Below are 26,122 nucleotides of genomic sequence, written 5' to 3'. Positions count from 1 at the left end.
GCCCGTGCGCGGATCGTACCACGACGCGCGGACGTGCTTGCCGGTGATCCTGCCCATCTGCACGCGGAACGGCTTGCCGGTATAGCTATAGGCGATCGCATAGCTTTTGCCGCGCGACGCCGCGACGCGGTCATAGCGTGTGCCGTTGCCGACGATCAGCGATTGATCCGGGACCCGCTCGTAATAGGGCCGCGAAAGGATCAGGTCCTTGAGGAACCGCATCTGCCCACCGCCGGGCGCCTCTAGCCCCTTCTGCCAGGAGGTTTTTGGCCAGTAAGCGGCCTTCTCCCCCCGCGTGTAGAATTGCATCACGCTGTTCTCGCCGTACGTATGCCCGAACGCGCCGGCGAGCACCGACCACCAGGCGTAGCGCCGCACGTCCGCCGCTTGCCAGCGCGGTTCGGGCGCCATGTCGAGACCGTGCGGGATGTTCTCGTAGCTCGGTTCGCCGTCGATCGTCGGCTTGACCGGCGTGCGTTTCCAATCGTCCTCGATATAGCGCCAATTGTCCTCGCCATAAGCGCAACGCTGGGTGTCCTGGGCGTAATCCTGGTGGCCCGATTGGAACATGTTGAAATCGAGCCAGCCGGTGCCGTTGAACACCCAGGACGAATCGGTGCGCCCGAACGGGTGGAACGTCATCAGATGGTTGTGGTCGATCGACTTGATCGTGTTGCCCAGCGCTTGCCACGCCAGCGTCGCCATGTCGGCATGGGTGTCGCCGCCGTTGATCCAGATGATGTTGGGCTTGTCCTTGTAGCGCTCGGCGAGGAAGCGGCCATAGACCGGCGCGGTGTCGACGGTCAGCTTGCGCATTTCCGCGAACGTGCCCCAGGCCGGCACCAGCGCGACGTATAGACCGTGCGCGGCGGCGCGGTCGATCACCCAGTCGAGATGATCCCAATAATCATACTCGCCGGGCTTGGAGGGGTCGTTGCCCGGCGTCACGCGCGGCCGCGTGATGTCGCCGTCGACCAGCGCTGGCCCGGTGATCGGATTGGCCATTTCCGCGCGGTGCAGCACCATGATCTGGATGACGTTGAAGCCCTGGCTCTCACGCTTGGCAAAATATTGCTCGACCTGATCGCGATCGAGCTTGGCGAGCAACAGCCAGCCGGTGTCGCCCATCCAGAAGAAGGGCTTGCCGCCGGCTTCGAGATAGCGGCCGTTGCCGGACACCTTGAGCAACGGCGTCCGGTCCTGCGCCGCCGCGGGCGCGATCGCCGTCATCGCCAGCGCAAGGCCCGCGATCGCCGTCCTGGCCCAGTTCATCCGCCCCTCCTTCGCGCGGGTCAGCGCGCGTTTTTCAGCTTCGCTTCGAGTTCCTCGAGCGACTTGCCCTCGTTGCGCGGTGCGCCGAGGAAACCGATCAGCCCGCTGACCACCAGGAAGCCGACCAGAATCCACGCCAGCGTGGTGAAGCCTGTCGCGGTCAGCGTCGGCACGAAGAAGCTGAAGATGCCGAGCGACACGCGGACCACCGCGAACATCACGCCCTGCGCGGTCGAGCGCAGCAGCGTCGGGAACATCTCCGCGCTCCACAATTGGAAGAAGCTCTGCGCGCCGAACCCGCCGCCGAACGCCATCAGGAACACGTGCAGGATCGCGATCGGCAAGGTCAGCGGGAAGATCGCCAGCAGCGACATGCCGATGACCTGGATCACCGCTGAAATGCCGAACATCATCCGCTGGTTCACACGGTCGGAGAATTGCATGAACACCAGGTAGATCGACATCATGCCGATGAAGAAGCTCAGCGTTTGCACCGCGACCGACGTGAACTGGCCGAAATTGCCGACCGTGCGCAGGATGAACGGGAAGAAGAAGCCGTTGGTGCCGGCCCACAGGTTCCAGATGCCGTACATGCCGATCAGGAACGCCATCGAGCGGATGTTCTGCCAGGTCAGCAGGTCGCTCAGCTTGCCGCGGCGTTGCTCGGCGGCCGGCTCGGCCTGGGCTTCCAGCCAGCGCTTGGACTCGTGCATGCGCGCCCGGAGAAAGGTGAGGGCGACCGCCAGGATGGCGAGGTGCGCGAACACGATGCGCGCGCCGAGCAGGCCCAAAGGCGAAAGCGCCGCGAACATCAGCAGCACCACGGTCGGGCCGAGATACCAGAGCACCTGGGCGGAGCCGCTGTGCTTGCCGCGGGAATCATCGGGCGCCTGTTCGGCGATCAGCGACCAGGAGGCGGGGATGTCCGCACCGACCGCGAGGCCGACCAGGAAGAAGCCGAGCACGACCATCCAGGCCTTCATCGCGAACACCAGCCACAGCATGCCGAACGCGTAGAACAGCATATCGTACTGGTAGATCTTCTTGCGACCGAGCAGGTCGCACAACCGCCCGCCGATCAGCGCGCCGATCCCGGCGGAGATCGCATTCGGCCCGAACGCCCCGAGGACGCCGAGCGTGGTGTTGCTCAGCCCATAGGCTTCCTGCCACAAGGCCAATGCCACCGATCCGGCGACGATCGATCCCGCGTCGATGTAATTGGCCAGGCCCGCCAGGATCGTGTCCCGCCAGCCTCCGGTCGAGGTGCCCCCCGTACTCATCGACATGCTCTCCGTTTAAAGCGTATGATAATATTATTTGGCGAGTGTAGCAGTCGCTCGTTCGGGCGCAAGCCTTTGCGCGGGTGTCAGTGCGTCTACGGTGCGAAGCTCCGGATAAATGATCATATTATACGTTAAATTGACATGTCACGGAGCGCCCGATACCCCTTTGGAACAGGCCGAGGTCCAATTCGGTCGGCAGGAAGAGGATGAGGGCAATGGGACTTTCGCGGCGCGCGGTGCTGGCCAATGCCATGGTGCTGGGGGCGGCGGCCGCCTCGGGCCCGCTGTCGGCGGCGACCAAACGCTCGTCCGACCGCCGCGTCGAGCGCTGGGGCCTGTACGAGATCGCGCTCGACGGACCACAGGCCGGCAACCCGTTCGACGACGTAACGCTCTCCGCGACCTTCACCGGTGCGGGACAAACGGTCCGCGTGCCTGGTTTCTACGACGGCGAGGGCGTCTATCGTATCCGCTTCAGCCCGCCCGAGACCGGCAATTGGACCTGGACGAGCGAAAGCAACGCGCCCGCGCTCAATAGCCGCACCGGCGCGTTCGAGGCGGTCGCGCCCGGTCCCGGCAATCGCGGCCCGATCCGAGTGACCAAGGACGGCTATCACTTCCAATATGCCGACGGCACGCCGTTCCGGCAGATCGGGACGACCTGCTATTCCTGGGCGTTGCAGTCCGACGCGCGTTGCGCCGAGACGCTGCGGACACTGGCCGGCGCGCCGTTCAACAAGCTGCGCATGCTGGTCTTCCCGAATGTCGAGTCGGTCGCGACCAATCCGTTCGCGCGCACCGGCGACGGCCTCAAGGACTGGGATCCGGCGCGGTTCGATCCGGCCTATTTTCGTCGCTATGAGGATCGTATCGTGCGGCTGGGCGCGCTCGGCATCCAGGCCGACGTCATCCTCTATCACCCATATGACGCCAAGCGCGGTTATTCGGACATGAAACGCGCCGATGACGAGCGCTATCTGCGCTACGTCGCCGCGCGGTTCGGCGCCTATCGCAACGTCTGGTGGTCGATGGGCAACGAATACGACGCCATCAAGACCAAGACGATGGACGATTGGGACCATCTGTTCCAGGTGCTGGTCGCGGCGGACCCGCACGACCGCCTGCGCTCGATCCATCAGATCCATGTCTATTACGACGCGCGCAAACCCTGGATCACCCACGCCAGCGTCCAGAACGGCTCGGCGGTGCTCGACGACGTGCGGGCCGAACTGCATCGCGACTTCGCGCTCAAGCCGGTGATCTTCGATGAGGTGGTGTACGAAGGGAATTCGACCAAACGCTGGGGCCAATTGACGGGCGAGCAAATGGTCGAGCGCTTCTGGTACGGGCTGATCGGCGGTACCTATGTCGGCCATAGCGAGACCTTCAATCCCGACCGCAACGCCGATTATTCCTGGCTGGGGCAGGGCGGCAAACTGGTCGGCACCAGCCCGCCGCGGCTCGCCTTTCTGAGAAAGATCATGGAGGACGGACCGGTGCCGGGCGTCGAGCCGATCCAGGCGTGGTGGAACTATCATCTCGGCGGCAAGGCCGGCCACTATTACCTCCGTTATTTCGGTGCCGATCGCCCGACCGACTGGGACGTCGTACTGCCGAAACACGACGACGAGGCGCCGCAGCGCTATCGCGCCGACATCATCGACACCTGGAACATGATGATCACCCCCGTCGACGGCGTGTTCGCGATGGCGCGCAAGAACGACTATGACGTACAGGATCCCGCGCGCCCCAAGCTGGCGCTGCCGGGCAAGCCGTGGATCGCGGTTCGGCTGATGCGGGTCTGAGGGGGAATACGCACGCACCAGGGGAGGGGATTCGAGGCCCAAATCCGTCCCATCTCCGGACAGTGGTTAACCAATCTTAACGCTGGTCGAAATCGTAAACGGCGCGTTAACTGCTGGCTATGCCAGGGTATCTTCAACTCGCCCCGCGTGGGGCAAGCCATCCCTTCCGCCGCCGGCTCGGGCTCGGCGCGGAGACGAAGCGGCGCGGGGACGATAACGACCTGAAGCTCTTCGTGCTGAGCTTCACGGCGTTCTTCATCTGCATCTACACGCTGATCTTCTGATCGCATCGGCGGCACCTGTGCGCCGCCCGTATCCTCAATCGCAGGCCTTGTGCAGTTTCTGCGCGAGCCAGGCGGAGATCGGGCACATCGCGGCCACGACGTAGAGCATCTCGGCCGATCCGACTCCCCAATTGGTCAGCAAGGTTACGATCGCCGCGCCGATCGCCATCGCGCCCGAATTGACCACATTGTTCGCCGCGACGGTGCGCGCCGTCTCGTCCTTGGTCACGGTCGTCGTGAGGAAGGCGTAAAGCGGCACGACGAACATGCCGCCGAACACCGCGATTCCGATCAACGACGTGATCACCAGCCACGCCCGCGGGATAGCGATGAATTCCAGCGTCGTGTAGAGATGGCCCTCTGGTGCCGGCGGCCAGGTCTTGCTCAGCACCGCGAACAGCACGACGAACACGCCCATCACCATCACCGAGGTGGGCCCGAACTTGGCCGAGGTGCGGCCCTTGAGCAGCGAATTAATCGCTACCGAACCGATCGCGATACCGATCGAGAACAAGGCCGTGAGCAGGGTTGCGACATGCTTGTCGGCGGTCAGCACGTTCTTGGCGAGCGGCGTGAACACGACGATCAGGATGATCCCCATCGCCCAGAAGAAACTGATCGCGCAGATCGCCAGGAACAGCCGCGGGATGTGCATGGTGCCGTTGATCAACCGCCACGACGAGGTGATCGGGTTGTAGTTGATTTTGAGCTCCGGCCCCTGGCGTGGCGCCATCGGCACGCGCCGCGCCGCGAACCAGCCGATGCCCGCGACCACCAAAGTCGCGATCACCGCATGCTCGACCTTCATGAAGCCGGCGAGAATGGTGCCGAGCAGGATGGCGAGATAGGTCGCCGATTCGACCAGTCCGGTGCCGCCCAGCACTTCGTCCTCGTGCAGATGCTGCGGCAGGATGGCGTATTTGATCGGGCCGAAAAAGGTCGAATGCACGCCGAGCGACAGCACCGCCGCGAGCATCAGGACGAGACCGATATGCGTATGTCCCGCGCGCGCCAGCAACAGCCCGGCACCGCCGCCGAGCATGATCAGGATCTCGGCGGTCTTCACGATGCGGATGATCTTGGTCTTGTCGTGCGCGTCGGCGAGTTGCCCGGCCAACGCCGATAGCAAGACGAAGGGAATGATGCTGAGTGCGCTGGCGAGTCCGGTGAAGCTCTGCTCGTACCTGGGATCGTTGTAGATCTGATAGACGACGACGATGACCATCGCCTGCTTGAAGAGGTTGTCGTTGAAGGCACCGAGGAACTGCGTGACGAACAGCGGCAGGAATCGGCGCTCCTTCAGCAGGCCGAGCGCATTGAGCATTACGAGTTTGGAGCCCCGTTCGTGGCAATAGACGCGGTTCCTTAGCCGAGGGCTAGGGCCGGGGACAATCGTTCAATTGGTAAATGTGCTTGGCCGAGAGGCACTTTCCGCTTGCGTCCCGGCAATGCTAGGGAAGTCGATCATGTGGACGCTTCCCAACATCCTGACGCTGTCGCGCATCCTCGGCGTGCCGTTACTGGTCGCTTGCCTGTGGTGGCCGGGATGGCCGGTCGGCTATGCGATGGGTTTCGCGCTCTACACGCTGATCGCGGTCACCGACTATCTCGACGGCTATCTGGCGCGTGCGCAAGGGACGGTGTCGAAGCTCGGCGTCTTCCTCGATCCGATCGCCGACAAGATCATGGTCGCGGCCGTCATCCTGATGCTGGTGGCGACGCGCGACATCGGCGGCTGGCACGTGATCGCGGCGATCATCATCCTGGTGCGCGAGATCATGGTGTCGGGGCTGCGCGAATTCCTCGGCGGGTTGCAGGTATCGGTGCCGGTGTCGCAACTCGCCAAGTGGAAGACGACGCTGCAATTGCTGGCATTGGGGTCGCTGATCCTGGCCGGCGCGCTGCCCGCCTGGCCCTGGGTGCATAGCGTCGGATTGCTGGCGCTGTGGGGCGCGGCGGGGCTGACGCTGGTGACCGGCTGGGACTATCTGCGCGTCGGCCTGAAGCACATGGATTGATGGCGCTCGACATCCTCTATTTCGCCTGGGTGCGCGAGGGCGTGGGGACGGGGCAGGAGTGTGTCGAACCGCCGGCGGGGATAGCGACGGTCGGCGACCTGGTGTCGTGGTTGGCGGAGCGGGAGGGATTCGAATTGCTCGCCGATCGCTCGATGCTGCGTGCCGCGGTCGATCAGCAATTCGTGCCGTTCGATGCGCCGATCGCCGGCGCGCGCGAGATCGCCTTGTTCCCGCCGGTGACCGGCGGATGATCCGGGCCGCGGTCACCGATGCGGCGATCGATATCGCTGCCGAGCTCGATGCGCTCGAGTCGACGGGAGGCGGCGCCGTGGCGACCTTCACCGGATTGGTGCGCGACGATGGCGGCGTCAGCGAATTGTTTCTCGAACATTATCGCGGTGCGACCGAGGCGGCGCTAGAAGGACTTGCGGTGGAAGCGACGGCGCGCTGGTCGCTCGCCGCGGCGACGATCGTCCATCGCGTCGGCGCGATGCGACCGGGCGAGCGGATCGTCTTCGTCGGCACCGCCGCCCCGCACCGCGCCGCCGCGCTCGATGCCTGCGCGTTCCTGATCGACAGGCTCAAGACCGATGCGCCGTTCTGGAAGCGCGAGACGCGCGGTGGAGAAGCGAATTGGGTCGGCGAACGCGAGAGCGACCATGATGCGGCAAGGCGGTGGCGTTAAGCCACTCGTCATGCCGTGCTTGTCCCGGCATCCAACGTGCAACAACGGGTCGGATCGGCCTGTGGAGGATTGGGCCCCGGAACAAGTCCGGGGTGACGACGGAAATTACGCCGCGCTCTTCAATACCTCGGCCAGCAATTTGAAATCGCGTTCCCGCGGCGACGCCCGCCGCCAGACCAGCGCGATCGTCCGCGTCGCATGCTCAGCCGCCAGCGGCCGTGCCGAGATCGTCGTATTGTCGAGAATGCCCGAGTCCACCGCCATCTCCGGCAACATCGTCACGCCGAGACCATTGTCGACCATCTGCACGATCGTGTGGAGCGACGTCCCGAGCATCATCGCCTGCGCGCCCAGTTCAGGCCGGTTGCACGCGGCCAGCGCATGGTCCTTGAGGCAATGCCCGTCCTCGAGCAGCAGCAGCCGCGTCTCGTCGATATCGTCGGCGGCGATCGTCGGCGGCGGGTCGGGCAGATCGGTGTCGGGAAACGCGACGAACAGCCGGTCGTCGAACAGCGGCTCGGCGGTGACCTCACCGCAGGCATAGGGCAGGGCCAACAGCACGCAGTCGGCGCGGCCGTTGTGCAGACCCTCGCATGCCGTCCCGGTGGTTTCCTCGCGCAGAAACAGCTTCAGGTCCGGATAATCGCGCCGCAGCACCGGCAGGATTCGGGGCAGCATGAACGGCGCGATGGTCGGGATGACGCTCATCCGCATCTCGCCCGACAGCGGTCGCCCGGCGGCGCGCGCCATATCGCCCAGTTCCTCGGCCTCGCGGATCACGCGCCGCGCCTTGTCGGCGATGCGGTCGCCGAGCGGGGTGAAGCGGACCACGCGGCGGGTGCGCTCGACCAGGGTCACGCCGATCAGGGTCTCGAGCTCGCGGATGCCGGCCGACATGGTCGATTGGGTGACGAAGCACGCCTCGGCCGCGCGGCCGAAATGGCCATGGTCCTTGAGCGCCACGAGATATTGAAGCTGCTTCAGTGTCGGCAGGTAGGTCGTCGTCATTTATCGCCTCAGTCGATCAAGAAGGCATAAATAACCTACTGGACCGCTCAAAAGCCAGCCTCTATGCGGCCCATACGGAAGAGGCCCGAAGGTCCGCCGTCTCCCGAGAGGATGTCCAAGAAGGCCGACCCCAATCTTTGGCAGGAGGCCCAAAATCATGTTGACCGTCGGAGACAAGTTCCCCGCCATCACCGTTCCCGTCCAGCAGGGCACCGACGCCTTGCCCGCCGGCGAGACGATCGATGTCACCACCTTCGCTCCCGGCAAGTGGAAGGTCGTGTTCTACTGGCCGAAGGACTTCACCTTCGTATGCCCGACCGAGATCGTCGGCTATGCCGGCCTGAAGGGCGATTTCGAGGATCGCGACGCGGTGCTGATCGGCGCCTCGACCGACACCGCGCACGTCCACCTCGCGTGGCGCAAGTCGGACCCGGATCTGGCCGCCGCCGATTTCCCGTGGATCGCCGATAACGGCGCCAAGCTCGCCTCGGCGCTGGGCATCCTCGATCAGGACGAGAACGTCGCCTATCGCGCGACCTTTACCGTCGATCCCGACGGTGTGATCCAGGCTGTGCAGGTCAACGGCCTCAATGTCGGCCGCAACCCGCAGGAGACGCTGCGCGTGCTCGACGCGCTGCAGACCGACGAGCTGTGCCCGTGCAACTGGAACAAGGGCGACGACGTCCTCAAGGTTGCCGCGTAACGACTTCGTCTAACAGATGCGGCCTTGGATCAGGGCCGTATCCCCGGCGCGGGGTCTTTCCCCCCCTCGGCCCCGCGCCACACTTTTAAAACCTTACGCCCCGGCTTCGGCCGGGGCATCTTTCCCCGCCGGCAGTCCCGGCGCGATGAGGATCGTCCGCATGTCGCTCAAGGAATTCGCCCAGGCGTTACCCGATTTCGCCAAGGATATCCGGCTCAATGTCGGGTCGCTGCTCAACGAGACCTCGCTCGGCGACCAGCGCAAATACGGCCTGGTGCTCGCTTGCGCGCATGCCTCGGGCCACAAGCCCCTGGTCGAGGCTGCGGAGGCGGAAGTCGCCGGCAAATTGTCGCCCGAAGCGGCCAACGCCGCGCGCGCGGCGGCTGCGGTGATGGCGATGAACAACGTCTATTACCGCTTCACGCATCTCGCCGGGAACAAGGAATATGCCAACATGCCGGCCAAGCTGCGCATGAACGTGATTGGCGCGCCGGGTATCGAGAAAGACGATTTCGAGCTGTTCAGCCTGGCGATCAGCGCGATGAACGGCTGCGGCCTGTGCATCGACGCGCACGAGAACGTGCTCAAGAAGGCCGGCGTCACTGCGCAGGCGATCCAGGACGCCGTGCGCTGGGCGGCGGTGATGAAGGCCGTCGCGACGATCCACGCCGCGATCGCCTGAGCGGGCAAAGGACTGTGATCTCCCCTCCCTGCAAGGGAGGGGGGCGCGCGTCTGCGCGCCTTAAAAGACTCAAAAAGCCGATCGCAAACAGCCCGAGCGAGGCATCGAGTCTCGCCCGGGTTTACCCAGCCCTTGATCCCTTCCCTTGCGGGGAGGGGAGATCGAGCTAAGCCAGCGCCTGATAGGCCGAGAAGGCGCTGGAGATCATCAACAAGGTGCCGACCATCGCCATTAGCGGGCGCGCGGGCATCTTCTTGGCGAGGACGCCGCCGAGCGGCGCGGCGATCAGCCCGCCGATCAGGATGCCCAGCGTCTGCAGCGTAAAGGCGGCGAAACCCAGGGTCGCGATGAACGTCGCCGAGATCGTCGCCGTCAGGAAGAATTCGACCGTGTTGACGGTGCCGATCGTCTCGCGCGGGCTGGCGCCCTGAACCAGCAAATTGCTGGTCACCACCGGCCCCCAGCCGCCGCCACCCGCCGCGTCGAGGAATCCGCCGGCCAGCCCCAGCGGCTCGATCACTTTGGGCTTCTTGGGCTCGACCCGCCCGCGCCACGCGCGAAACAGCAGATAGAGACCGATCGCGGTCAGATAGACCATGACGAACGGCCGCGCGACCGAAGCATCGATACTCGACAGCACATAGGCGCCGAGCACGCCGCCGATGATGCCGGGAATCACCAGCCGCGCGAACAATTTCCAGTTCACGTTCTTGTGCAGCGTGTGGCTGATGCCCGAGGCCGCAGTGGTGAACGTCTCCACCGCATGGACGCTGGCCGAGGCGACCGCGGGCGGCAGGCCCATCACACTGACCAGCAAGGTCGAATTGATCAGCCCGAACGCCATGCCCAGCGCGCCGTCGACCAGTTGCGCGGCGAACCCGATCGCGATGAAGGGCAGGATCGCCTCGATCGAGGCCAGCGATACATCGGCCATCAGTGGCGTAAACTCCGTTCGGTCACTGTCGTTGCATGACCGTCATGGCGAATTCCTACAACATAGATGGACTTTAAGAGAAGCAAGCTGGGACAGGCCGGTTATGGAAATCGTCAACCCGATGCCCTAGATATGTCGAAATCGGCGAAGGGGACGCGCCAATGCTTGCAAGCCTCAGGGCTTATCTCGACTCGATCCGGGTGCGCGACCCTGCGCCACGGTCGCGTATGGAAATTCTGCTCTACCCGGGCGTGTGGGCGCTCGGCTTCCACCGTATCGCGCACGCGCTCTATTGCTCGCGGCTGTTTTTCCTGGCGCGCTGGGTCAACCATGTGTCGCGCTTCTTCACCGCGATCGACATCCATCCGGGTGCGCAGATCGGGAAGTTCTTCTTCATCGACCACGGCTTCACCGTGATCGGCGAGACCGCGGTGATCGGCGACAACGTCACGATCTATCAATGCGTTACGCTGGGCGGCACCAATCCGGCCGACGGCGTCGCCGGCAAGCGCCACCCGACGCTCGAGGACAATGTCATCATCGGCTCGGGCGCGCAGGTGCTGGGACCGATCACCGTCGCAACCGGCGCGCGCGTCGGCGCCAATGCGGTAGTGACCCGCGACGTGCCCGAGGGCGCGGTGATGGTCGGCATCCCGGCGCGGCCGACCGTGGTGGAAGGGAAAGGGGAGAAGCCCTTCCTGGCCTATGGCACCCCGTGCAGCGAGATGTTCGATCCCCAAACCCAGCGCGTCGAACTGCTCCGCTGCGAGATCGAGACGCTGCGCAAGCGGCTCGACGCCCTGCTCGCCGATCATGAAACCCCGGAGCGTGATCGCGCTTAGAGCCCATATCCGTCACTGGAGGTAGCCGTGATCGTTCGGAGAAGCCCGCTGACAAGGAGCGCAGCGCGGACGCGGGCCATGAGGCTCGCGCAAGCAAGCGACGTAGCTCAGCGGGCTTCTCCGAACGACCGCTTTGCGGCGGGCGCCTTTTGGTTTGGCAGGGCGTCGCTCGTCGATCACGATGCTACTGCATCGCTCCCTCCTTGCTCCTACCGCCAAGCCAAAATTCGCTCCGTCACGGCTGCCTCCAGTGACGGATATGGGCTCTGAATGGGGACGGTCACGCCGTTTCCCATCCCGGGCGGCCAGCCCAGCCAGATCGGTTTCGAGCGGATCGAACTGACGCGTATCCTCGATTTGTACGGCCGCATGGTCGCCGCAGGTCATTGGCGCGATTATGCGATCGAACTGGGGCAGGACGCGGCGATCTTCGCCGCCTTCCGCCGCGCCGCCGAGCGGGCCGAATTTCGCATCGAGAAGCGCCCCGAATTGCGCAACCGCCAAGGCATGTGGGCGCTGGTCGCCGAGCACGGTCAGGTGGTGAAACGCGGGCATGAACTCGGCCCGGTGCTGGCGCCGATCGAGCGCCGGCTGATGAAGCTGATCGAGGATTGAGGAACGCGTGACCAAAGCGGCGATCGCGGCCCTGGTCGATGCCGCGCCGATTGCCGCGCTGCGATCGCGCTACGACGAGCCATGGCGCCATTATCACGTCTGGGCCCATCCCCACGCAATGCTGCGTCACCTGGACCGTGCCATTGCCGATGGCGTCGAGCTGGTCGATCCTGCCGCGGCAGCGGGCTTCGTGTTGTGGCACGACGCGATCTACGATCCGCAGGCACCGCATGGCCGCAATGAATTGCTGAGTGCGGCGCTTTGCCGCGCCGAGATGGCGGCGATCGCCGATGCCCTGTCGGTCGCGCGGACGTGCACCGCGATCGAGGCGACGATCCGCCATTTGCCGCCGGACGATGATTGTCCGGACGCCGCGCTGTTGCTGGACATCGATCTGTCGATCCTCGGTGCCGACGAGGCGACCTTTGCCGCCTATGATCGGGCGATCCGAGCCGAATATGCCCATGTCGCGGAGCCTGGCTATCGCGCCGGCCGTGTTGCCATCCTGCGCCGCTTCCTTGATCGCGATCGACTCTATCTGACCGATTGGGGCGTCGACCGATGGGAGAAAGCGGCGCGTGCAAATCTCGCCGCGGCGATCTCCCGCCTCGATTGAAAAAGAAAAAACCCGGCGGCCGTGGTGGCCGCCGGGTCAGGATGACGCCCGTGATGACGACGGGCGTTTGGAAGGCGCTCAGGCCGCGACGGGCATCTGAACCGGCGGCAGGCGATTGCCCAGCCCGCCGAGCGTCCCGATCACCGCGCGGCGCATCGGGTGCCAGAAGGCCGACAGTGTCAGCAGCGCGGATCCGATGACCAACGCGGTGAAAGCCATCGACAGTTCGACCGCGCCGGCCTGATTGAACAGGGTCGACAGCGCGTAGAGCACATAGGCCAGGCTCGAGACGAGCAGAGCGCGGCGATCGATCGCCAGCGCAATGAAGGCGAACACCACGTACAACGCCAGGACGACGACCGCCTGGCCGACGCCGATATCGTGCTCGAACACGCCCAGCATGTGGAACACCGGGTGGGCGATCATCGGCGCGGCGGCGAGGTGCAGCCAGAAGGCGACGTCGCTGCGCCGCGTCGTGCGCGTCAGGTCCGATCCGTCCCACCACATGGCGAGGGCGAACGTGCCGAGGCCGCCTACGAACAGCACCGGGAACAACAAGTCCTGGCTATGCGGATCGATCGACAAGGCCAGCGCGGCGATCATGCCGACGATGGCCGCGGCTCCGGCCGCCACCGTGATCGGCACCATGAAACGCTTCCAATGCACCCAGGCCGCGCCGGCGGTAACCAGTGCGATGCCCGCCCCGACCATGGCGTTGGTGCGATCGCTCCAGTCGGGATTGATGTCGGCCAGCGTGCCGATCATCGTCCCGGCGACGCCGCCGACGAAGGCGAGCAACAGGATGATGCTGGGCAGCGCCATGCGCCGGATGCGGGTGAAATATTCGGCCAGCATCCAGGCCGCGACGGCGACGCCGAACCCGCCCAGACCCGCCTTCACCCAGCCCCCCAACCAGGCGATCGAGGTCAGCAGCAGCGCGATGGCGATGCCGACGAAAATGTCGTTGAACCCGGTCAGCAGGCGGAAGCTTTCCTCGTCGACCGCCGGCGTGACGCGCGTCAGCGCAATATGATGGCGGAAAGCGTCGGCGGTCGCCTGGGGGATCACCCCCGCGGCCACCGCGCCCTCCAGATCGCTTTCACTATACATGGCACTCCTCCTCTGAGGTGATGCTGTATCACAAGTGACTTAGTGTAGCAATACACCATGGCTCCGCCCTCGTTATACCGGTCGGGCGAGTCCGGTCGCCGCACCTGGCGGGGGCGGCGCTTGACTATCCGAAGCGCGCATTGCTGTTACCGCAGGCATGTTGGAAACGAATATCGGCCGCTACGACCTCAATCTCTTGCGGGCGCTGCTCGCGATGATCGATACCGGCAGCGTCACGCGCGCCGCGGAGATCGTCGAGGTCTCGCAACCGGCGATGAGCCGTATCCTGGCGCGGCTGCGCGCCGATTTCGGCGATCCCTTGTTGGTACGTAGCGGCGCCAGCATGAAGCGGACGCCGCGTGCGGAAGCGCTGGCCGATCCGATCCGCGCGCTGCTCAAGCAGGCGACGGCGTTGTACGAAGGCGCGAGTTTCGATCCCGCCACCGCGCGTCGCGTCTTCCGCGCGGCGATTCCCGATGTCGTCGCGGCGACCACCCTCGCGCCGCTGATCGAGGCGATGGCGCGCGCGGCGCCGGGCTGCCGCATCGACCTCATCCCCTGGCCGCGGCCGCACGATCCGGTCATCGCCACGCTCGATTTCGCGATCGGCGCCGATCACGGCCTGTTCCCGGGACTGAACGCGGCACCCTTGTTCGAGGACCATGACGTGCTCGCTGTCCATGTCGGCCAGCCCGCGACGTGGCGCCAGATATTGGAAATGCTCGACGCGCCGCATGTCGCGGTGGTCGGGCCGGGCGCCGAAGGCGATCCGGTCGACGCCTGGCTCGCCGGCCGTGGCCTCCATCGCCGCATCGCCGCGGTCGTGCCGCATTACCTCCAGGCGCTGATGGCGGTGGCGCGCACCGACCTCGTCGCGATCCTGCCGTCGCGGCTGGTCGCGGCTTATGGAACGAAATTGGACGTACGGAGCGTGGAACTGCCGATCGAGCAGGGTATCGAGCGGCATTCGCTGTTCACGCCGGTGGAGCGGGACGCCGATCCGGCGAACATGTGGCTGCGGAAGGTGATCAAGGAGACGGTGGGGGAGTAGCGAAAAATCCTCCCCGGAACGGGGAGGGGGACCGCCGCCGAAGGCGGTGGTGCCCTCCACCATGAGCCTCAGGGTCTGTGGCCAGTTGGTCGCGGGCCCCCTCCACCATTGCTGCGCAATGGTCCCCCTCCCCGCTCCGGGGAGGAATTAAGCCTCAGCCCCCGGTCAGCTTCTTCATGATGGTGATCGACTGTTCGCTGCCCGATTGCGGCACGATCTCGCCGGTGCGGTCGATGATCTCGGCCCAATGCGCGGCGACGCCTTCGGGCGACAGTTCGTCGCCGGACAGCAATTTGCCTTGGGTCAGGGTGACGAACGCCGCCTGGAACACGCCGGCGCCGGCGCCGACGATCATGTTGGTCGGCGCATCCTCGCTGACCAGATAGAGCGCGGCGGGCGCGACCTTCTCGGGCGCGAAGGCCTTGAAGGCTTCCTCGGGGAACAGATCCTCGGTCATCCGCGTGCCCGCGGTCGGGGCGATCGTGTTGACCTTGATGTTGTACTTGGCGCCCTCGAGGTAGAGCGTCTTGGTCAGCCCGGCGAGGCCGAGCTTGGCGGCGCCGTAATTGGCCTGGCCGAAATTGCCGAAGAGACCGGTCGACGACGCGGTCATCAGGATGCGGCCATAGGCCTGTTCGCGCATCGTCGCCCACACCGCCTTGGTGACGTTGGCCGATCCGTTGAGATGCACATCGACGACGAACTTGAAATCGGCCGGCTCCATGTTGGCGAAGCTCTTGTCGCGCAGCACGCCGGCATTGTTGATCAGGATGTGGACGCCGCCCCAGGCTTCCTTGGCCTTGGCGACCATTTCGACCATCTGCTCATATTCGGTGACGCTGCCGCCGTTCGACATCGCCTCGCCGCCCGCCGCCTTGATCTCCTCGACGACCTTGAGCGCGGCGTCGGAATGACCGGTGCCGACGCGCGCGCCGCCCAGGTCGTTGACCACGACCTTCGCGCCGCGTGCCGCCAGCGCCAGCGCATATTCGCGGCCGAGCCCGCCGCCGGCGCCGGTGACAATGGCTACCTTGTCGTCGAAACGGATGGTCATTCACTCGCTCCCTAATGTTCCGCCCGCTTCCTACGGCTTTTGCTGCGCTGCGCAATAGTCCGTACCGAAAATACGAAAAACCCGGCGCGGGTTCTACGAACCCGTGCCGGGTGAGGGGAGCTTACGACCCGTTTCTTATGCCTATTTGGGATCGTGGCGTTGCATGCACTTGTCGAACTGGCCGCGCTTGCAGAACGGATAGCTCGCCAGCGGCGCGGGCGGCGGGAACGCGACCTCGGGTGGCGGCGCCTGGACGTAGGTAGCGTTGGGCGGTGCCGGCGGAGAGGGCGGCGGCTGATAGCCCGCGGGCTGGGGCGGAGTGTCGTCCATCGTCCTCGGCGATTGCCGTTGAGCCGAGGCCGAAAACGTAATCACGGCGCCGATGACTGCCAAAGCGATCAGTTTCATGCCTGGTCTCCTCGAGGACGATGCGGGGCCGGCTGGGCGGCCGACCCCGTTGTCAGGCAGCCGCGATCACTTCCCCGGCGGGCGGGGGGTCGTGTGCAGCCGCGCGCCGTTCGGTGCCGAATGCTCCTTGCAGTGATCGACGATCGTCCTGGTGCACCACGGCACGTCGCCGGTCGCTGGCGGTGAGTCGGGGAGCGGCTGGACTACCGGACCCATCGGCGGCACCGGCGGCGCCGATGGCGGCAACGCGGTCGCGGGGTCGGTAGTCGCGGGGGGCGCCGCGGGATTGGCCGGCGGTGGCGGCGGCAGCGGCGCGCTCGGCACGACCTGCGGCTCCGGGGGAGGCGGCGCGGAAGGGGCGTTCTGCGCGACGGCGGGCATCGCGATCACGGCGGCGGCCGCGAAGAGGATCATTTTCATGCGACTCTCCTGGGTTTTGCACGATTTCTGCGTGACCGAACCCAAACGCGCCGCACGACATTTGGCTCCCTCGTTTCGGAAGCGATTCGAGGGACCCGAGAGAAGTGACTGTTTTGAAAGGGGTTACCTCAATCCGTCATGCCGGACTCGTTCCGGCATCCAACGCGCAACAACGGACGGATTCCTTGAGGATGGTTGGACCCCGGAACGAGTCCGGGGTGACGGCGGTAAGGGTTGGGCTCAGGTACCCGAGTCCAGGGCATATCCCGCCGACCGCACCGTGCGGATCACGTCGGGGCGGTCGCCGCGGTTGATCGCCTTGCGCAGGCGCCGGATGTGCACGTCGACGGTACGGCTTTCGATGTCGCTGTCATGACCCCAGACCGCGTCGAGCAGGCGCTCGCGGCTGAACACCCAGCCCGGATGCTCGAGAAAATGCTTGAGCAGGCGGAATTCGGTCGGACCGAGCGGCACGACCTCGCCGTTGCGGCGCACCTTGTGGCCGACCGTGTCCATCTCGATATCGCCATAGGTCAGTTGCTCGCCGGCCAGGGCTGGGCGCACGCGGCGTAGCACCGCGCCGACGCGTGCGACCAGTTCGCGTGGGGAGAAGGGCTTGGTGACGTAATCGTCGGCGCCGGTCTCCAGCCCTCGCACGCGATCCTCTTCCTCGCCGCGCGCGGTCAGCATGATGATCGGGATGTTCGCGGTCTCGGGCATGCGGCGGAGACGCCGACATACCTCGATCCCCGACAGGCCCTCGACCATCCAGTCGAGCAGGACGATATCGGGAGTCGCTTCCTTGGCGAGCAGCAGCGCTTCCTCGCCGTCCGGGGTCTGCGCGACCTCGAAATCCTCGCGCTTGAAGTGATAGACCAGCAATTCCGCCAGCGCGGCGTCGTCCTCAACCAGCAACATCTTGGCGCGTGCCATCACATTTCCCCTGACTTGCCGCGTTCACGCTCGGTCATTTGCGTGCCGGTCGCGGCGAAATAGACCATCTCGGCGACGTTGGTCGCATGGTCGCCGATCCTCTCCAGGTTCTTGGCGACGAACAGCAGGTGAGCCACCTGACCGATCGTCGCGGGATTCTCGACCATGTAGGTCACCAGCATGCGGAAGATGCTGTCGTAGAAATCGTCGAGCGCCTGGTCGCGGACGCAGACATCGACCGCGCCCTGCGCATCGCGGGCGGCGAAGGCGTCGAGCGCGTCATGGACCATCTCCGCCGCCATCCGGCCCATCGCCGGGATGACCGAGATCGGCTCGATCCGGTGCTCGCTCTCGATCATCGGCACGCGCTTGGCGATATTCTTGGCGTAATCGCCGATCCGCTCGATCACGCCGGCGATCTTGAGCGCCGCCACCACTTCGCGCAGATCGTTGGCCATCGGCGCGCGCAACGCGATGATGCGGACCGCCAGCGTCTCGACCTCGGCTTCGATCACGTCGATCTGCTTGTCGGCGCCGCGCACCTGCTCGGCCAGCACGGTGTCGCCGCGCTGCAGCGCGTTCATCGAATCGTGGATCGCGCGCTCGGCGAGCCCGCCCATCTGGCTGATGAGCCCGCGCAGATGGCCGATCTCGTCATCGAAGACCTTGACGGTATGTTCCTGGCCGGTTGCCATCAATTCGCTCCTCAGCCGTAACGGCCGGTGATGTAGTCGCGCGTCCGTTCCTCGCGCGGGTTGGTGAAGATGTCCGAGGTCTGGCCGTATTCGACCAATTGCCCGAGGTGGAAGAAAGCGGTGCGCTGCGACACGCGCGCGGCCTGCTGCATGTTGTGGGTGACGACCACGATCGCGTAGCGCCCCTTCAGCTCGTGGATCAGCTCCTCGATCTTGGCGGTCGCGATCGGGTCGAGCGCCGAGCAAGGTTCGTCCATCAGGATGACTTCGGGATCGACCGCGATCGCCCGGGCGATGCACAGCCGCTGCTGCTGCCCCCCCGACAGAGCGGTGCCGCTGTCCGTCAGGCGATCCTTGACTTCCCCCCACAGGCCGGCGCGCACCAGCGAGCGTTCGACGATCCGGTCCATCTCCGCCTTGGACGATGCCAGGCCGTGGATGCGCGGGCCGTAAGCGACATTCTCGTAGATCGACTTGGGAAAGGGATTGGGTTTCTGGAACACCATGCCGACCCGCGCGCGCAGCTGCACCACGTCCATCTCGCGCGCATAGACGTCCTCGCCGTCGAGCCGGACATCACCCTCGACCTTGGCCGAGGCGATCGTGTCGTTCATCCGGTTGAGCGTGCGCAGGAAGGTCGACTTGCCGCAGCCCGATGGGCCGATGAACGCGGTCACCTTGTCCTGGTCGATGTCGATCGACACGTCGCTGATCGCTTGCGCCGTGCCGTACCACACGCTGACGTTGCGTGCGGTCATCTTGTGATCGGGAGAGGTGGGCGTGTCGGTCACCAGCGAGTCTCGAAACGGTTGCGAAGGTAGATGGCGAGGCCGTTCATCGCCATCAGGAAGACGAGCAGGACGATGATCGCTGCCGACGTCTTCTCGATGAAGCCGCGGCTGACCTCGTCCGACCACAGGAAGATCTGCACCGGCAGCACGGTCGCCGGATCGGTCAGTTTGTCGGGCGGCGTCGCGATGAACGCGCGCATGCCGATCATGAGGAGCGGCGCGGTCTCGCCGAGCGCGCGCGCCATGCCGATGATCGTGCCGGTCAGGATGCCGGGAAGCGCGAGCGGCAGGACGTGATGGAACACCACCTGGACCGGGCTGGCACCGAGCGCGAGCGCGGCGTCGCGGATCGACGGCGGCACCGCCTTGATCGCGTTGCGGCTGGCGATGACGATGACCGGCATGGTCATCAGCGCGAGCGTCAGGCCGCCGACCAACGCCGCCGAGCGCGGCAGCTGGAAGGTATTGAGGAATACCGCGAGTCCGAGCAGGCCGAAGATGATCGACGGCACCGCCGCGAGATTGTTGATCGACACCTCGATCAGGTCGGTCCAGCGGTTCCGGGGCGCATATTCCTCGAGATAGAGCGCCGACAGCACGCCGATCGGAAAGGCGAGGATCAGCGTGACGAGCATCGTCATCAGCGAACCCTTGAGCGCGCCCCAAATGCCGACCGCGGTCGGATCGGTCGCGTCCGATCCGCCGAGGAATCCGGAATTGAACCCGACTCGCAATTGGCCGGCATTGGTCAGCGCCAGCGCGCGCTGCTCGGCATCGGGCGTGCCGTCGGCCTTGGCGGCGGTGTCGATATCGGTGGCGGCGGGGAGCCAGAGTCGCGTCTTGCCGAGCGCGAGCCGCGGATTGGCCTTGAGCGCCTGGCGCACGATTTCCGCCGCGCCGTCGGAGAACAAGTCGGGCCCGTGCGGCCCGTATTGCGCGGCGGCGGCACGATCGACCACCGCGTCGAGTTGGGCGCCGGCCAGCGCGAGATCGGCGCCGGGGCCTTCGAGCCTTGCCGGTGTCAGGCCGAGTCCCGCAGCCGGGAAATCGACCGTCAACGCCACCTCTGTGGTCATGAAGCCGCGCGCGCCGTTCGCCACCATCGTGCCAAGCAGGAACAGCAGGAAGCCGGCGGACAGCACGATCGCCGCCAACCCGAACAGCCGGAAGCGGCGCTCGGCCGCATAGCGGCGGCGCAGGCGGCGAGTCATCGCCGCGCTGGTCCAGTCGGTCGGCGCGCGCTCGACCCCATGCCTGTCGAGCGGCTTATTCATACGCTTCCCGGTACCGTTTCACGACGGTCAGCGCGATGATGTTGAGCAACAGGGTGATGACGAACAGGGTCAGCCCAAGCGCGAAGGCGGCGAGCGTCTTGGGGCTGTCGAACGCCGCTTCGCCGGTCAGCAGGTCGACGATCTGCTTGGTGACGGTGGTCGCCGAGTTGAACGGATTGAGGCTGATCGTCGCTGCGCCCGAGGCGGCCATCACCACGATCATCGTCTCACCGATCGCGCGGCTGATCGCCAGCAATACGCCGCCGACCACGCCGGGCAAGGCGGCGGGGAGCAGCACGCGGCTGATCGTCTCGCTCGGCGTCGCGCCCATCGCCAGGCTGCCGTCGCGCATCGCGGTCGGTACCGCTGCCATCGCGTCGTCGGCCATCGACGAGACGAACGGGATGATCATCACGCCCATGACGAGACCCGCGGCGAGGGCGCTTTCCGACGTGGCGTTGGAAATGCCGATCGCGACGCCGACCTGGCGGAGCGCGGGGCCGACGATCAGCGCGGCGAAATAGCCATAGACCACGGTCGGCACCCCGGCCAGGATCTCGAGCGTCGGTTTCATCCAGGCGCGCAGCCGCGGCGAGGCATATTGCGTCAGGTAGATCGCGCTCATCAGCCCGAACGGGATCGCCACCAGCATCGCGATCACCGCGCCGATGAAGAACGTCCCCCAGAACAACGGCACCGCGCCCAGGCTGGCGCCGGGCGATTTGGGGTCGATGACTTGCGGGCTCCATTTGGTGCCGAACAGGAAATCGGTCACCGGCACCTGATCGAAGAAGCGCGCGCTCTCGAACAGCAACGACGCGACGATGCCGATCGTGGTCAGGATCGCGACCAGCGAGGCGGCCAGCAGGCCGATCATCACCAGCCGCTCGATCCGCGTCCGCGCGTTGAACGCGGGGCGGATGCGCAAGAAGGCCAGCGCTCCCCCGGCGATCGCCAAGAGCAGGGCGATCGCACCGCCGATCCAGTCATAGCGCGCCTGCTCGACCGCATAAGCTGGCGCGAGCCGTTCCGATAAGGCGTTGAGCGGCGCGCCCTGACGCCCGTTGGCGATCGCGCGCGCTTCCGACAGGATCGCCGCGCGCTCGAAACCGGGCGGTGGCAATTCGGCCGCGACCGGCGCCTTGAGTACGCCGTCGGTCACCATGCCTGGCGTGCACGCCCCCCAGACAGCGAGGAACAGCAGCGGCGGCAGGACCGTCCACAGCGCGGCGAACGCGGCGTGGTGCCGCGGCAGCGACGAGAAGCGGCGCTCACTCGCCTTGCGAAACGCGATCGCGCGCACGCGGCCCGACAGCCAGGCGACCAGGCCGAGGCCGAACACGAGGAAAAGGAGCGCCGCGCTCGACACGTCAGTTGAGCACCTTGGGATCGAGCAAGGTCTGGTTCCTGACGATCGCCACCGACCGCGCGCGGATATCGGCCGGCGCCGCGATCAGCCCGCGCCGTACCAGCGGGCCGTCGGGATCCCAGGCCTTCGTGTAGAAGCTGAGGAACGCCTTGAGATTGGGGATCGCGCTCAGATGCGCTTTCTTCACATAGAGGAAGAGCGGTCGCGATCCCGGATATTGCCCGCTGGCGATCGTCTCATAGGTCGGCTCGATGCCGTTGAGCGGCACGCCGTTCAGCCGGTCCTTGTTCTCCTCCAGATACGAATAGCCGAAAATGCCGATCGCCTGCGGATTGGCCTGGAGCTTCTGGACGATCAGATTGTCGTTCTCGCCCGCGTCGATATAGGGCCCGTCGTCGCGCACGCGCATGCAGATATGGGCGAAATCGTCGGGCTTGCTCTCCCGGACCGCCGTCATCTGCGGCATGACCTGCTCGCACCCGCGCGCCAGGATCAACTCGGCGACGGCATCGCGCGTCCCGCTGGTCGATGGCGGCCCGTAAACCTGGATCGCGATCGCCGGCAGCGCGGGATTGACGTCGCGCCATGTCTTCGCACGATTGGGCTTGCCGCCGGGCTCGGCCGCCAACGCCCTGTAGATATCGACCGGAGTCAGCTCCAGCTTGGGGCCGTTGTTCGCCTCCGCGAAAGCGACGCCGTCGAGGCCGATCTGGATTTCCATCAGCGCGCTCGCGCCATTGGCGGCGCAGGTCCGATATTCGCTCGCCTTCATCCGGCGGCTGGCGTCCGAAATATCGGGATAGCGCCCGCCCAGTCCCTTGCAGAACAGGTTGAGACCGCCACCGGTCCCGGTCGATTCGATCACCGGCGCGGGGACACCGGGATTGGCCGCGACGAATTGCTCGGCGACCAGCGTGGTGAAAGGATAGACGGTGGACGAGCCGACGACGCTGATGCGGTCGCGCCCGGCACCAGCCATCGACGCCTGGTCCTGGCATCCGGTCAGTAACAAGGATGTCGCGCCGAACAGCGCGAGCGCACGAACCATTGAGGGCCTTCCCGCCGGGGCCGACTCGCCCCCCGCCGGCGCGCTATCACGCCGGTTTCGGGCCCTCTGTGACAGTCGCGTTACCCTTTGATGACACTGCCGCCGGAAGCAGGATCGTCACCACCGTGCCGCGCCCGACCTGGCTGGCGATGTCGAGCCGGCCGCGATGCCGCTCGACGATGTGCTTGACGATGGCGAGGCCGAGCCCGGTCCCGCCGAGCGCGCGGCTGCGCCCCGAATCGACGCGATAGAAGCGCTCGGTGAGCCTCGGGATGTGTTCTGGCGGGATGCCGTCGCCCTCGTCACCGACCGACAGGCGGACCATGTTGGTCGCGTCGCGCCAGAGCTTGACCGTGACCGGGGTACCGGCGCGGCCATATTTCATCGCATTGCCGATCAGATTGTGCAGCGCCTGGCTCAATTGGATGCGATCGCCGCCGACCGGGGGAACGTTGGCGGCGATGTCGGCGACGATATCCGACGCGCGCTCGTCGGCGGCGTCCATCAATTCCGAATGGACCTCGGACACCAGGTCGCCGAGATCGACCGAGGCGTCGGGCAGGCGGTATTTCTCCGCCTCGATCCGGCTCAGCGAGATCAGATCTTCGACCAGCCGCTGCATCCGCCGTGCCTCGTCGGCCATGACCTTGAGGAAACGGTCGCGCATCGCCGGATCGTCGCCCGCGCCATCGGCCTGGGTCTCGGCGAACCCCAGGATCGACGCCAGCGGCGTGCGCAATTCGTGGCTGGCATTGGCGACGAAATCGACCCGCATGCGCTCGGCGGCATAGCTGCGCGTCTGGTCGATCAGATGCGCGACGCGGCGACCGTCGGGCAGATCGGTGACGCGCAATTCCCAGCGCTGGTCGAGCGTGCCCAGTCCGACCAGGTTGATCGGCTCCGACGATCCGGTGCCCGGAGCCGCGGTCAGGCGTTCGGCGGCGGCGGGGTGGCGGATCGCCAGCCGCACGTCCTGGCCGGTGATGTGATTGCCGAGCACCTCGCGCGCCGGGCCATTGGCTTCCTCGACCCGGCCGTTCGCGATGACCAGCACCGGCTCGACGATCGCTTCTAGCACGGGCGCGAGCGGCGCGGACGGCGGTACGGGGTCGGCGGCGGGAGGCGCCGCCAGATTGGTATCGGCCGCGCCGAACGCCAGCAGCACGACGACGATTCCGCCGACCAGCGCGACCAGCGCGCCGGCCAGGCTGCCCGACACGATCAGGACCGCCGCCGCGGCGACCAGGGTGGCGAGCATGCCGAGCAGGAAGCGGGAGCCGAAGCGCTGGATCATCGCGGCTGGTCTTAGAGCGATTTCGAAGCGGGTGAAATCACCCGCTGGCTAGGAAATCGCGTCAACCCAAAAACCTGGAGCGGTTGGTCCGATGCAATCGGACCCTGAACCGCTCCAGCGCGTGCGGACAATACCGACAATGATTTCCCGTCGCCGGTAACCATTCCACCCGCTTGCCAGCCGTCGACTAATATGAAAGGCGTTTCAACCATGGATGGGGAAAACAGCGATCCCAAGGCGAGCGAGCCGAACCCGACGCGTCGCCGCGCGCTGATGCTCGGCGCCGCGACCGCGTCGGTGGTGATCTCGATCCGCCCCGCGCTCGCCCAGACCAGCGCTTCGGTGCTGACCTGCGAGATCCCGGTGCCCGATCCCGGCCGTGCCGGCATGTATGTCGCCGCCGATGGCTCGCTGGTGCCCAACGGCACCAAGGACGCCTTCCCGGGCGCGCCCAAGCCGTTCAAGGCGGACGACGTCCGTACCGCGCTCAACGGCGGCACCTTGCCCGGCACGACCGACGACCAGAGTCGCGCCTACACCGCCTATATCCGCCGGTTGCAGCACGGTACCGCCGGCTTCACCTGCTTCGCCTCGCTGCAGATGCCGCGCGGCTGACCGCCGCCGGCCCGCTGTCGATGGCGATCACCTATCGCGCCGCGCCGCCCGACAGCCTGATCGTCGCCCCGATCGATTTGCTGACCGCGGTCTATCATCGCGCGTCGGGCCAGACCCATCTGATGGCGTCGCCCGCGCCTGAAATCCTCGAGGCATTGGGGCCGGGGCCGCTCGATATCGATGCGCTGCTCGCGAAATTGCGCGCGGACTATGACCTGATCGATGCCGATGCCGGGGCGCTGGCCGCGCGGCTCGACGAATTGGTCCAGACGGGGCTCGTCGAGCGGCGATGAAACACGCTTTCTCGGTCGCGATCGGCCCGGTCGGTTTCCGCCTCGGCTCGGACTGGCGAGGCCCGGTTGCGGCGCTCGAACGACTCTATGCCGGCTATCCCAAGCCGCGCGACGGCATCGCCGATTTCACCGTGCGGTTGTTCGCCGACCGGCCGTGGCGGCGCGTGTTCAGGCCCAAGGTGATGATCGGCGGCGACTTCGTCCTGCCGGAGGCGGCGCCGCTCAGCCTCGAACATGGGCTGCTCGCGGCGGAGATGGCGATGAACCTGCAGATGGCGCTGGGCCAGCGGCGCTATCTGCTGCTCCATGCCTCGGCGGTCGAGCGCGACGGCAAGGCGCTGGTGATGACCGGGCTGTCGGGCGCGGGAAAATCGACGCTCGCGGCGCTGCTGATGACGCGCGGCTGGCGGTTGATGGGCGACGAATTCGCGTTGGTCGATCCGGCGACGGGAATGATCCACGCCTTTCCGCGGTTGATCAGCCTGAAGAACGAAGCGATCGGTGTCCTGCAGGCGGCGGCGAGCGATTGCAAGTTCGGGCCATTGCTCGCCGATACGCCCAAGGGAGCAATCCAGCACCTCGTCCCCGATGATCGTTCGGTTGCGGCCATGCTCGAACCGGCGCGACCGGCGTTGATCCTGTTCCCGACTTTCGGCCATGCCGCCGAGACGCGAGAAGTCGCGCCCGCCGAGGTGTTCGTCCGGTTGACCCAGGCGTCGACCAATTACGTGGCGCTGGCCGAGCGCGGCTTCGCGGCGCTCACCCGCCTGGTCGGCGACACACCGGCGCGTGCGATCGACTATCCCGACACCGAAAGCGCGATCGCGCGCGTCGAAGCGTTGTGGCGCGCGCTATGATTCTTCCCCGCCCGTTCCTTTACGCTTCCCCGGCGAAGGCCGGGGCCCCCCACCCACCAAAACGGTCGGTGGGGGTGTAGCTATTCAACCAAGGGCGCCCCAACAGGGCCCCGGCCCTCGCCCGGGAGGCGGGTTTTTGGGGGCGGGCGGCCAAATGCGGGCC

Annotated in this window: 30 protein-coding genes; 14 read left to right on the top strand and 16 right to left on the bottom strand. The window is 66.1% G+C overall.

Annotation, left to right across the window (positions count from 1 at the left end):
• Both ACTHJR_RS11905 and ACTHJR_RS11900 read right to left on the bottom strand, forming a co-directional pair.
• Window positions 1-1,272: glycoside hydrolase family 140 protein (locus ACTHJR_RS11905; RefSeq protein ID WP_440523416.1), on the bottom strand; the 1,272-nt coding region annotated here is incomplete at its 3' end.
• A gap of 20 nt (window positions 1,273-1,292) precedes the next feature.
• A complete protein-coding gene (locus ACTHJR_RS11900) occupies window positions 1,293-2,552 on the bottom strand; it encodes an MFS transporter (RefSeq protein WP_440523415.1) in 1,260 nt (419 codons plus the stop codon).
• 218 nt (window positions 2,553-2,770) lie between these two features.
• On the opposite strand from ACTHJR_RS11900, the gene ACTHJR_RS11895 reads away from it, so the two are divergent.
• Window positions 2,771-4,360: a DUF5060 domain-containing protein gene (locus ACTHJR_RS11895; RefSeq protein WP_440523414.1), complete on the top strand. Its 1,590-nt coding sequence runs from the start codon at window positions 2,771-2,773 to the stop codon at window positions 4,358-4,360.
• Between the two features lie 119 nt (window positions 4,361-4,479).
• A complete protein-coding gene (locus ACTHJR_RS11890; RefSeq protein ID WP_440523413.1) occupies window positions 4,480-4,644 on the top strand; it encodes a hypothetical protein in 165 nt (54 codons plus the stop codon).
• Between the two features lie 34 nt (window positions 4,645-4,678).
• Here the strand turns inward: ACTHJR_RS11890 and ACTHJR_RS11885 are convergent, their stop codons facing one another.
• On the bottom strand, window positions 4,679-5,968 hold the full coding sequence (locus ACTHJR_RS11885; protein ID WP_440523412.1) for an MFS transporter: 1,290 nt from the start codon (window positions 5,966-5,968) through the stop codon (window positions 4,679-4,681).
• Window positions 5,969-6,110: 142 nt separating this feature from the next.
• Between ACTHJR_RS11885 and pgsA the strand changes: the two genes are divergently transcribed.
• From pgsA to ACTHJR_RS11870, 3 genes are read left to right on the top strand one after another with little or no spacing between them, the layout of a single operon-like run.
• Complete coding sequence (gene pgsA / locus ACTHJR_RS11880; RefSeq protein WP_440523410.1) at window positions 6,111-6,662, top strand: CDP-diacylglycerol--glycerol-3-phosphate 3-phosphatidyltransferase; 552 nt, start codon at window positions 6,111-6,113, stop codon at window positions 6,660-6,662.
• The gene (gene moaD, locus ACTHJR_RS11875) at window positions 6,662-6,913 is read left to right on the top strand and encodes a molybdopterin converting factor subunit 1 (protein WP_440523409.1); all 252 of its coding nucleotides are present in this window, start codon (window positions 6,662-6,664) and stop codon (window positions 6,911-6,913) included. Before pgsA ends, moaD begins: the two co-directional genes overlap by 1 nt.
• Window positions 6,910-7,347, top strand: coding sequence for a molybdenum cofactor biosynthesis protein MoaE (locus tag ACTHJR_RS11870; protein WP_440523408.1), 438 nt, complete (start codon window positions 6,910-6,912; stop codon window positions 7,345-7,347). Before moaD ends, ACTHJR_RS11870 begins: the two co-directional genes overlap by 4 nt.
• Before the next feature lie 105 nt (window positions 7,348-7,452).
• Here the strand turns inward: ACTHJR_RS11870 and ACTHJR_RS11865 are convergent, their stop codons facing one another.
• Window positions 7,453-8,355, bottom strand: coding sequence for a hydrogen peroxide-inducible genes activator (locus tag ACTHJR_RS11865; RefSeq protein ID WP_440523407.1), 903 nt, complete (start codon window positions 8,353-8,355; stop codon window positions 7,453-7,455).
• Window positions 8,356-8,512: 157 nt separating this feature from the next.
• Between ACTHJR_RS11865 and ACTHJR_RS11860 the strand changes: the two genes are divergently transcribed.
• The gene (locus ACTHJR_RS11860; protein ID WP_440523406.1) at window positions 8,513-9,058 is read left to right on the top strand and encodes a peroxiredoxin; all 546 of its coding nucleotides are present in this window, start codon (window positions 8,513-8,515) and stop codon (window positions 9,056-9,058) included.
• A gap of 160 nt (window positions 9,059-9,218) precedes the next feature.
• Window positions 9,219-9,740: a carboxymuconolactone decarboxylase family protein gene (locus ACTHJR_RS11855; protein ID WP_440523405.1), complete on the top strand. Its 522-nt coding sequence runs from the start codon at window positions 9,219-9,221 to the stop codon at window positions 9,738-9,740.
• Window positions 9,741-9,906: 166 nt separating this feature from the next.
• On the opposite strand, the gene ACTHJR_RS11850 is transcribed toward ACTHJR_RS11855, so the two are convergent.
• Complete coding sequence (locus ACTHJR_RS11850; RefSeq protein ID WP_440523404.1) at window positions 9,907-10,674, bottom strand: sulfite exporter TauE/SafE family protein; 768 nt, start codon at window positions 10,672-10,674, stop codon at window positions 9,907-9,909.
• Between the two features lie 161 nt (window positions 10,675-10,835).
• Here ACTHJR_RS11850 and epsC point away from each other — a divergent pair, with 161 nt between their 5' ends.
• The 3 genes from epsC to ACTHJR_RS11835 all read left to right on the top strand — a co-directional run bounded on the left by epsC (window position 10,836) and on the right by ACTHJR_RS11835 (window position 12,747).
• Window positions 10,836-11,516: a serine O-acetyltransferase EpsC gene (gene epsC / locus ACTHJR_RS11845; RefSeq protein WP_440523403.1), complete on the top strand. Its 681-nt coding sequence runs from the start codon at window positions 10,836-10,838 to the stop codon at window positions 11,514-11,516.
• A 270-nt stretch (window positions 11,517-11,786) separates the two neighbouring features.
• Window positions 11,787-12,131: a DUF2794 domain-containing protein gene (locus tag ACTHJR_RS11840; RefSeq protein ID WP_440523402.1), complete on the top strand. Its 345-nt coding sequence runs from the start codon at window positions 11,787-11,789 to the stop codon at window positions 12,129-12,131.
• A 7-nt stretch (window positions 12,132-12,138) separates the two neighbouring features.
• Window positions 12,139-12,747: an HD domain-containing protein gene (locus tag ACTHJR_RS11835; RefSeq protein ID WP_440523400.1), complete on the top strand. Its 609-nt coding sequence runs from the start codon at window positions 12,139-12,141 to the stop codon at window positions 12,745-12,747.
• Between the two features lie 78 nt (window positions 12,748-12,825).
• Here the strand turns inward: ACTHJR_RS11835 and ACTHJR_RS11830 are convergent, their stop codons facing one another.
• Entirely contained in the window at window positions 12,826-13,857 is a 1,032-nt protein-coding gene (locus tag ACTHJR_RS11830) for a hypothetical protein (protein ID WP_440523399.1), read from the bottom strand.
• Window positions 13,858-14,014: 157 nt separating this feature from the next.
• Between ACTHJR_RS11830 and ACTHJR_RS11825 the strand changes: the two genes are divergently transcribed.
• On the top strand, window positions 14,015-14,908 hold the full coding sequence (locus tag ACTHJR_RS11825) for a LysR family transcriptional regulator (protein ID WP_440523398.1): 894 nt from the start codon (window positions 14,015-14,017) through the stop codon (window positions 14,906-14,908).
• Window positions 14,909-15,062: 154 nt separating this feature from the next.
• Here the strand turns inward: ACTHJR_RS11825 and ACTHJR_RS11820 are convergent, their stop codons facing one another.
• The 10 genes from ACTHJR_RS11820 to ACTHJR_RS11775 form a co-directional block, all read right to left on the bottom strand.
• Complete coding sequence (locus ACTHJR_RS11820; RefSeq protein WP_440523397.1) at window positions 15,063-15,962, bottom strand: SDR family NAD(P)-dependent oxidoreductase; 900 nt, start codon at window positions 15,960-15,962, stop codon at window positions 15,063-15,065.
• Window positions 15,963-16,103: 141 nt separating this feature from the next.
• Complete coding sequence (locus ACTHJR_RS11815) at window positions 16,104-16,292, bottom strand: hypothetical protein (protein ID WP_440523396.1); 189 nt, start codon at window positions 16,290-16,292, stop codon at window positions 16,104-16,106.
• Window positions 16,293-16,436: 144 nt separating this feature from the next.
• A complete protein-coding gene (locus ACTHJR_RS11810) occupies window positions 16,437-16,790 on the bottom strand; it encodes a hypothetical protein (RefSeq protein WP_440523395.1) in 354 nt (117 codons plus the stop codon).
• A gap of 240 nt (window positions 16,791-17,030) precedes the next feature.
• Window positions 17,031-17,723 carry a phosphate regulon transcriptional regulator PhoB gene (gene phoB, locus ACTHJR_RS11805; protein ID WP_440523393.1) on the bottom strand — a complete coding sequence of 231 codons (693 nt, stop codon included), beginning with the start codon at window positions 17,721-17,723 and terminating at the stop codon, window positions 17,031-17,033.
• Window positions 17,723-18,418 (bottom strand): phosphate signaling complex protein PhoU, encoded by a 696-nt coding sequence (gene phoU, locus ACTHJR_RS11800; RefSeq protein ID WP_440523392.1) that lies wholly within the window; start codon window positions 18,416-18,418, stop codon window positions 17,723-17,725. Before phoU ends, phoB begins: the two co-directional genes overlap by 1 nt.
• 11 nt (window positions 18,419-18,429) lie before the next feature.
• Complete coding sequence (gene pstB, locus ACTHJR_RS11795; protein WP_440523417.1) at window positions 18,430-19,176, bottom strand: phosphate ABC transporter ATP-binding protein PstB; 747 nt, start codon at window positions 19,174-19,176, stop codon at window positions 18,430-18,432.
• Window positions 19,177-19,205: 29 nt separating this feature from the next.
• Window positions 19,206-20,483 (bottom strand): phosphate ABC transporter permease PstA, encoded by a 1,278-nt coding sequence (gene pstA / locus ACTHJR_RS11790; protein WP_440523391.1) that lies wholly within the window; start codon window positions 20,481-20,483, stop codon window positions 19,206-19,208.
• Window positions 20,476-21,852 (bottom strand): phosphate ABC transporter permease subunit PstC, encoded by a 1,377-nt coding sequence (pstC, locus tag ACTHJR_RS11785; RefSeq protein WP_440523390.1) that lies wholly within the window; start codon window positions 21,850-21,852, stop codon window positions 20,476-20,478. The genes pstA and pstC overlap by 8 nt, the downstream gene beginning before the upstream one ends.
• A gap of 1 nt (window position 21,853) precedes the next feature.
• On the bottom strand, window positions 21,854-22,900 hold the full coding sequence (locus tag ACTHJR_RS11780; RefSeq protein WP_440523389.1) for a substrate-binding domain-containing protein: 1,047 nt from the start codon (window positions 22,898-22,900) through the stop codon (window positions 21,854-21,856).
• A 46-nt stretch (window positions 22,901-22,946) separates the two neighbouring features.
• A complete protein-coding gene (locus tag ACTHJR_RS11775) occupies window positions 22,947-24,194 on the bottom strand; it encodes an ATP-binding protein (RefSeq protein WP_440523388.1) in 1,248 nt (415 codons plus the stop codon).
• A gap of 210 nt (window positions 24,195-24,404) precedes the next feature.
• On the opposite strand from ACTHJR_RS11775, the gene ACTHJR_RS11770 reads away from it, so the two are divergent.
• The 3 genes from ACTHJR_RS11770 to ACTHJR_RS11760 are packed head-to-tail and all read left to right on the top strand — an operon-like array spanning window position 24,405 to window position 25,959.
• Window positions 24,405-24,809, top strand: coding sequence for a hypothetical protein (locus tag ACTHJR_RS11770; RefSeq protein ID WP_440523387.1), 405 nt, complete (start codon window positions 24,405-24,407; stop codon window positions 24,807-24,809).
• A gap of 20 nt (window positions 24,810-24,829) precedes the next feature.
• Window positions 24,830-25,102 carry an HPr-rel-A system PqqD family peptide chaperone gene (locus ACTHJR_RS11765; protein WP_440523386.1) on the top strand — a complete coding sequence of 91 codons (273 nt, stop codon included), beginning with the start codon at window positions 24,830-24,832 and terminating at the stop codon, window positions 25,100-25,102.
• Window positions 25,099-25,959, top strand: a complete 861-nt coding sequence (locus tag ACTHJR_RS11760) for an HprK-related kinase A (protein WP_440523385.1) — start codon at window positions 25,099-25,101, stop codon at window positions 25,957-25,959. The genes ACTHJR_RS11765 and ACTHJR_RS11760 overlap by 4 nt, the downstream gene beginning before the upstream one ends.
• The last annotated feature ends 163 nt before the right edge of the window (window positions 25,960-26,122 follow it).

Origin of the sequence: Sphingomonas sp. (assembly GCF_051962185.1) — a bacterium.
Lineage (GTDB): Bacteria > Pseudomonadota > Alphaproteobacteria > Sphingomonadales > Sphingomonadaceae > Sphingomonas.
Note: the sequence above shows the minus strand (reverse complement) of the source record. Positions and strands in the feature narration are given on the sequence as shown.

Bases quoted from the DNA above. Each gene is read 5' to 3' on its own strand.
- ACTHJR_RS11900 (WP_440523415.1), bottom strand. From the start codon at position 2,552: ATGAGTACGGGGGGCACCTCGACCGGAGGCTGGCGGGACACGATCCTG.
- ACTHJR_RS11895 (WP_440523414.1), top strand. From the start codon at position 2,771: ATGGGACTTTCGCGGCGCGCGGTGCTGGCCAATGCCATGGTGCTGGGG.
- ACTHJR_RS11890 (WP_440523413.1), top strand. From the start codon at position 4,480: ATGCCAGGGTATCTTCAACTCGCCCCGCGTGGGGCAAGCCATCCCTTC.
- ACTHJR_RS11885 (WP_440523412.1), bottom strand. From the start codon at position 5,968: ATGCTCAATGCGCTCGGCCTGCTGAAGGAGCGCCGATTCCTGCCGCTG.
- pgsA (WP_440523410.1), top strand. From the start codon at position 6,111: ATGTGGACGCTTCCCAACATCCTGACGCTGTCGCGCATCCTCGGCGTG.
- moaD (WP_440523409.1), top strand. From the start codon at position 6,662: ATGGCGCTCGACATCCTCTATTTCGCCTGGGTGCGCGAGGGCGTGGGG.
- ACTHJR_RS11870 (WP_440523408.1), top strand. From the start codon at position 6,910: ATGATCCGGGCCGCGGTCACCGATGCGGCGATCGATATCGCTGCCGAG.
- ACTHJR_RS11865 (WP_440523407.1), bottom strand. From the start codon at position 8,355: ATGACGACGACCTACCTGCCGACACTGAAGCAGCTTCAATATCTCGTG.
- ACTHJR_RS11860 (WP_440523406.1), top strand. From the start codon at position 8,513: ATGTTGACCGTCGGAGACAAGTTCCCCGCCATCACCGTTCCCGTCCAG.
- ACTHJR_RS11855 (WP_440523405.1), top strand. From the start codon at position 9,219: ATGTCGCTCAAGGAATTCGCCCAGGCGTTACCCGATTTCGCCAAGGAT.
- ACTHJR_RS11850 (WP_440523404.1), bottom strand. From the start codon at position 10,674: ATGGCCGATGTATCGCTGGCCTCGATCGAGGCGATCCTGCCCTTCATC.
- epsC (WP_440523403.1), top strand. From the start codon at position 10,836: ATGCTTGCAAGCCTCAGGGCTTATCTCGACTCGATCCGGGTGCGCGAC.
- ACTHJR_RS11840 (WP_440523402.1), top strand. From the start codon at position 11,787: ATGGGGACGGTCACGCCGTTTCCCATCCCGGGCGGCCAGCCCAGCCAG.
- ACTHJR_RS11830 (WP_440523399.1), bottom strand. From the start codon at position 13,857: ATGTATAGTGAAAGCGATCTGGAGGGCGCGGTGGCCGCGGGGGTGATC.
- ACTHJR_RS11825 (WP_440523398.1), top strand. From the start codon at position 14,015: ATGTTGGAAACGAATATCGGCCGCTACGACCTCAATCTCTTGCGGGCG.
- ACTHJR_RS11820 (WP_440523397.1), bottom strand. From the start codon at position 15,962: ATGACCATCCGTTTCGACGACAAGGTAGCCATTGTCACCGGCGCCGGC.
- ACTHJR_RS11815 (WP_440523396.1), bottom strand. From the start codon at position 16,292: ATGGACGACACTCCGCCCCAGCCCGCGGGCTATCAGCCGCCGCCCTCT.
- ACTHJR_RS11810 (WP_440523395.1), bottom strand. From the start codon at position 16,790: ATGAAAATGATCCTCTTCGCGGCCGCCGCCGTGATCGCGATGCCCGCC.
- phoB (WP_440523393.1), bottom strand. From the start codon at position 17,723: ATGGCACGCGCCAAGATGTTGCTGGTTGAGGACGACGCCGCGCTGGCG.
- phoU (WP_440523392.1), bottom strand. From the start codon at position 18,418: ATGGCAACCGGCCAGGAACATACCGTCAAGGTCTTCGATGACGAGATC.
- pstB (WP_440523417.1), bottom strand. From the start codon at position 19,176: ATGACCGCACGCAACGTCAGCGTGTGGTACGGCACGGCGCAAGCGATC.
- pstA (WP_440523391.1), bottom strand. From the start codon at position 20,483: ATGAATAAGCCGCTCGACAGGCATGGGGTCGAGCGCGCGCCGACCGAC.
- ACTHJR_RS11780 (WP_440523389.1), bottom strand. From the start codon at position 22,900: ATGGTTCGTGCGCTCGCGCTGTTCGGCGCGACATCCTTGTTACTGACC.
- ACTHJR_RS11775 (WP_440523388.1), bottom strand. From the start codon at position 24,194: ATGATCCAGCGCTTCGGCTCCCGCTTCCTGCTCGGCATGCTCGCCACC.
- ACTHJR_RS11770 (WP_440523387.1), top strand. From the start codon at position 24,405: ATGGATGGGGAAAACAGCGATCCCAAGGCGAGCGAGCCGAACCCGACG.
- ACTHJR_RS11765 (WP_440523386.1), top strand. From the start codon at position 24,830: ATGGCGATCACCTATCGCGCCGCGCCGCCCGACAGCCTGATCGTCGCC.
- ACTHJR_RS11760 (WP_440523385.1), top strand. From the start codon at position 25,099: ATGAAACACGCTTTCTCGGTCGCGATCGGCCCGGTCGGTTTCCGCCTC.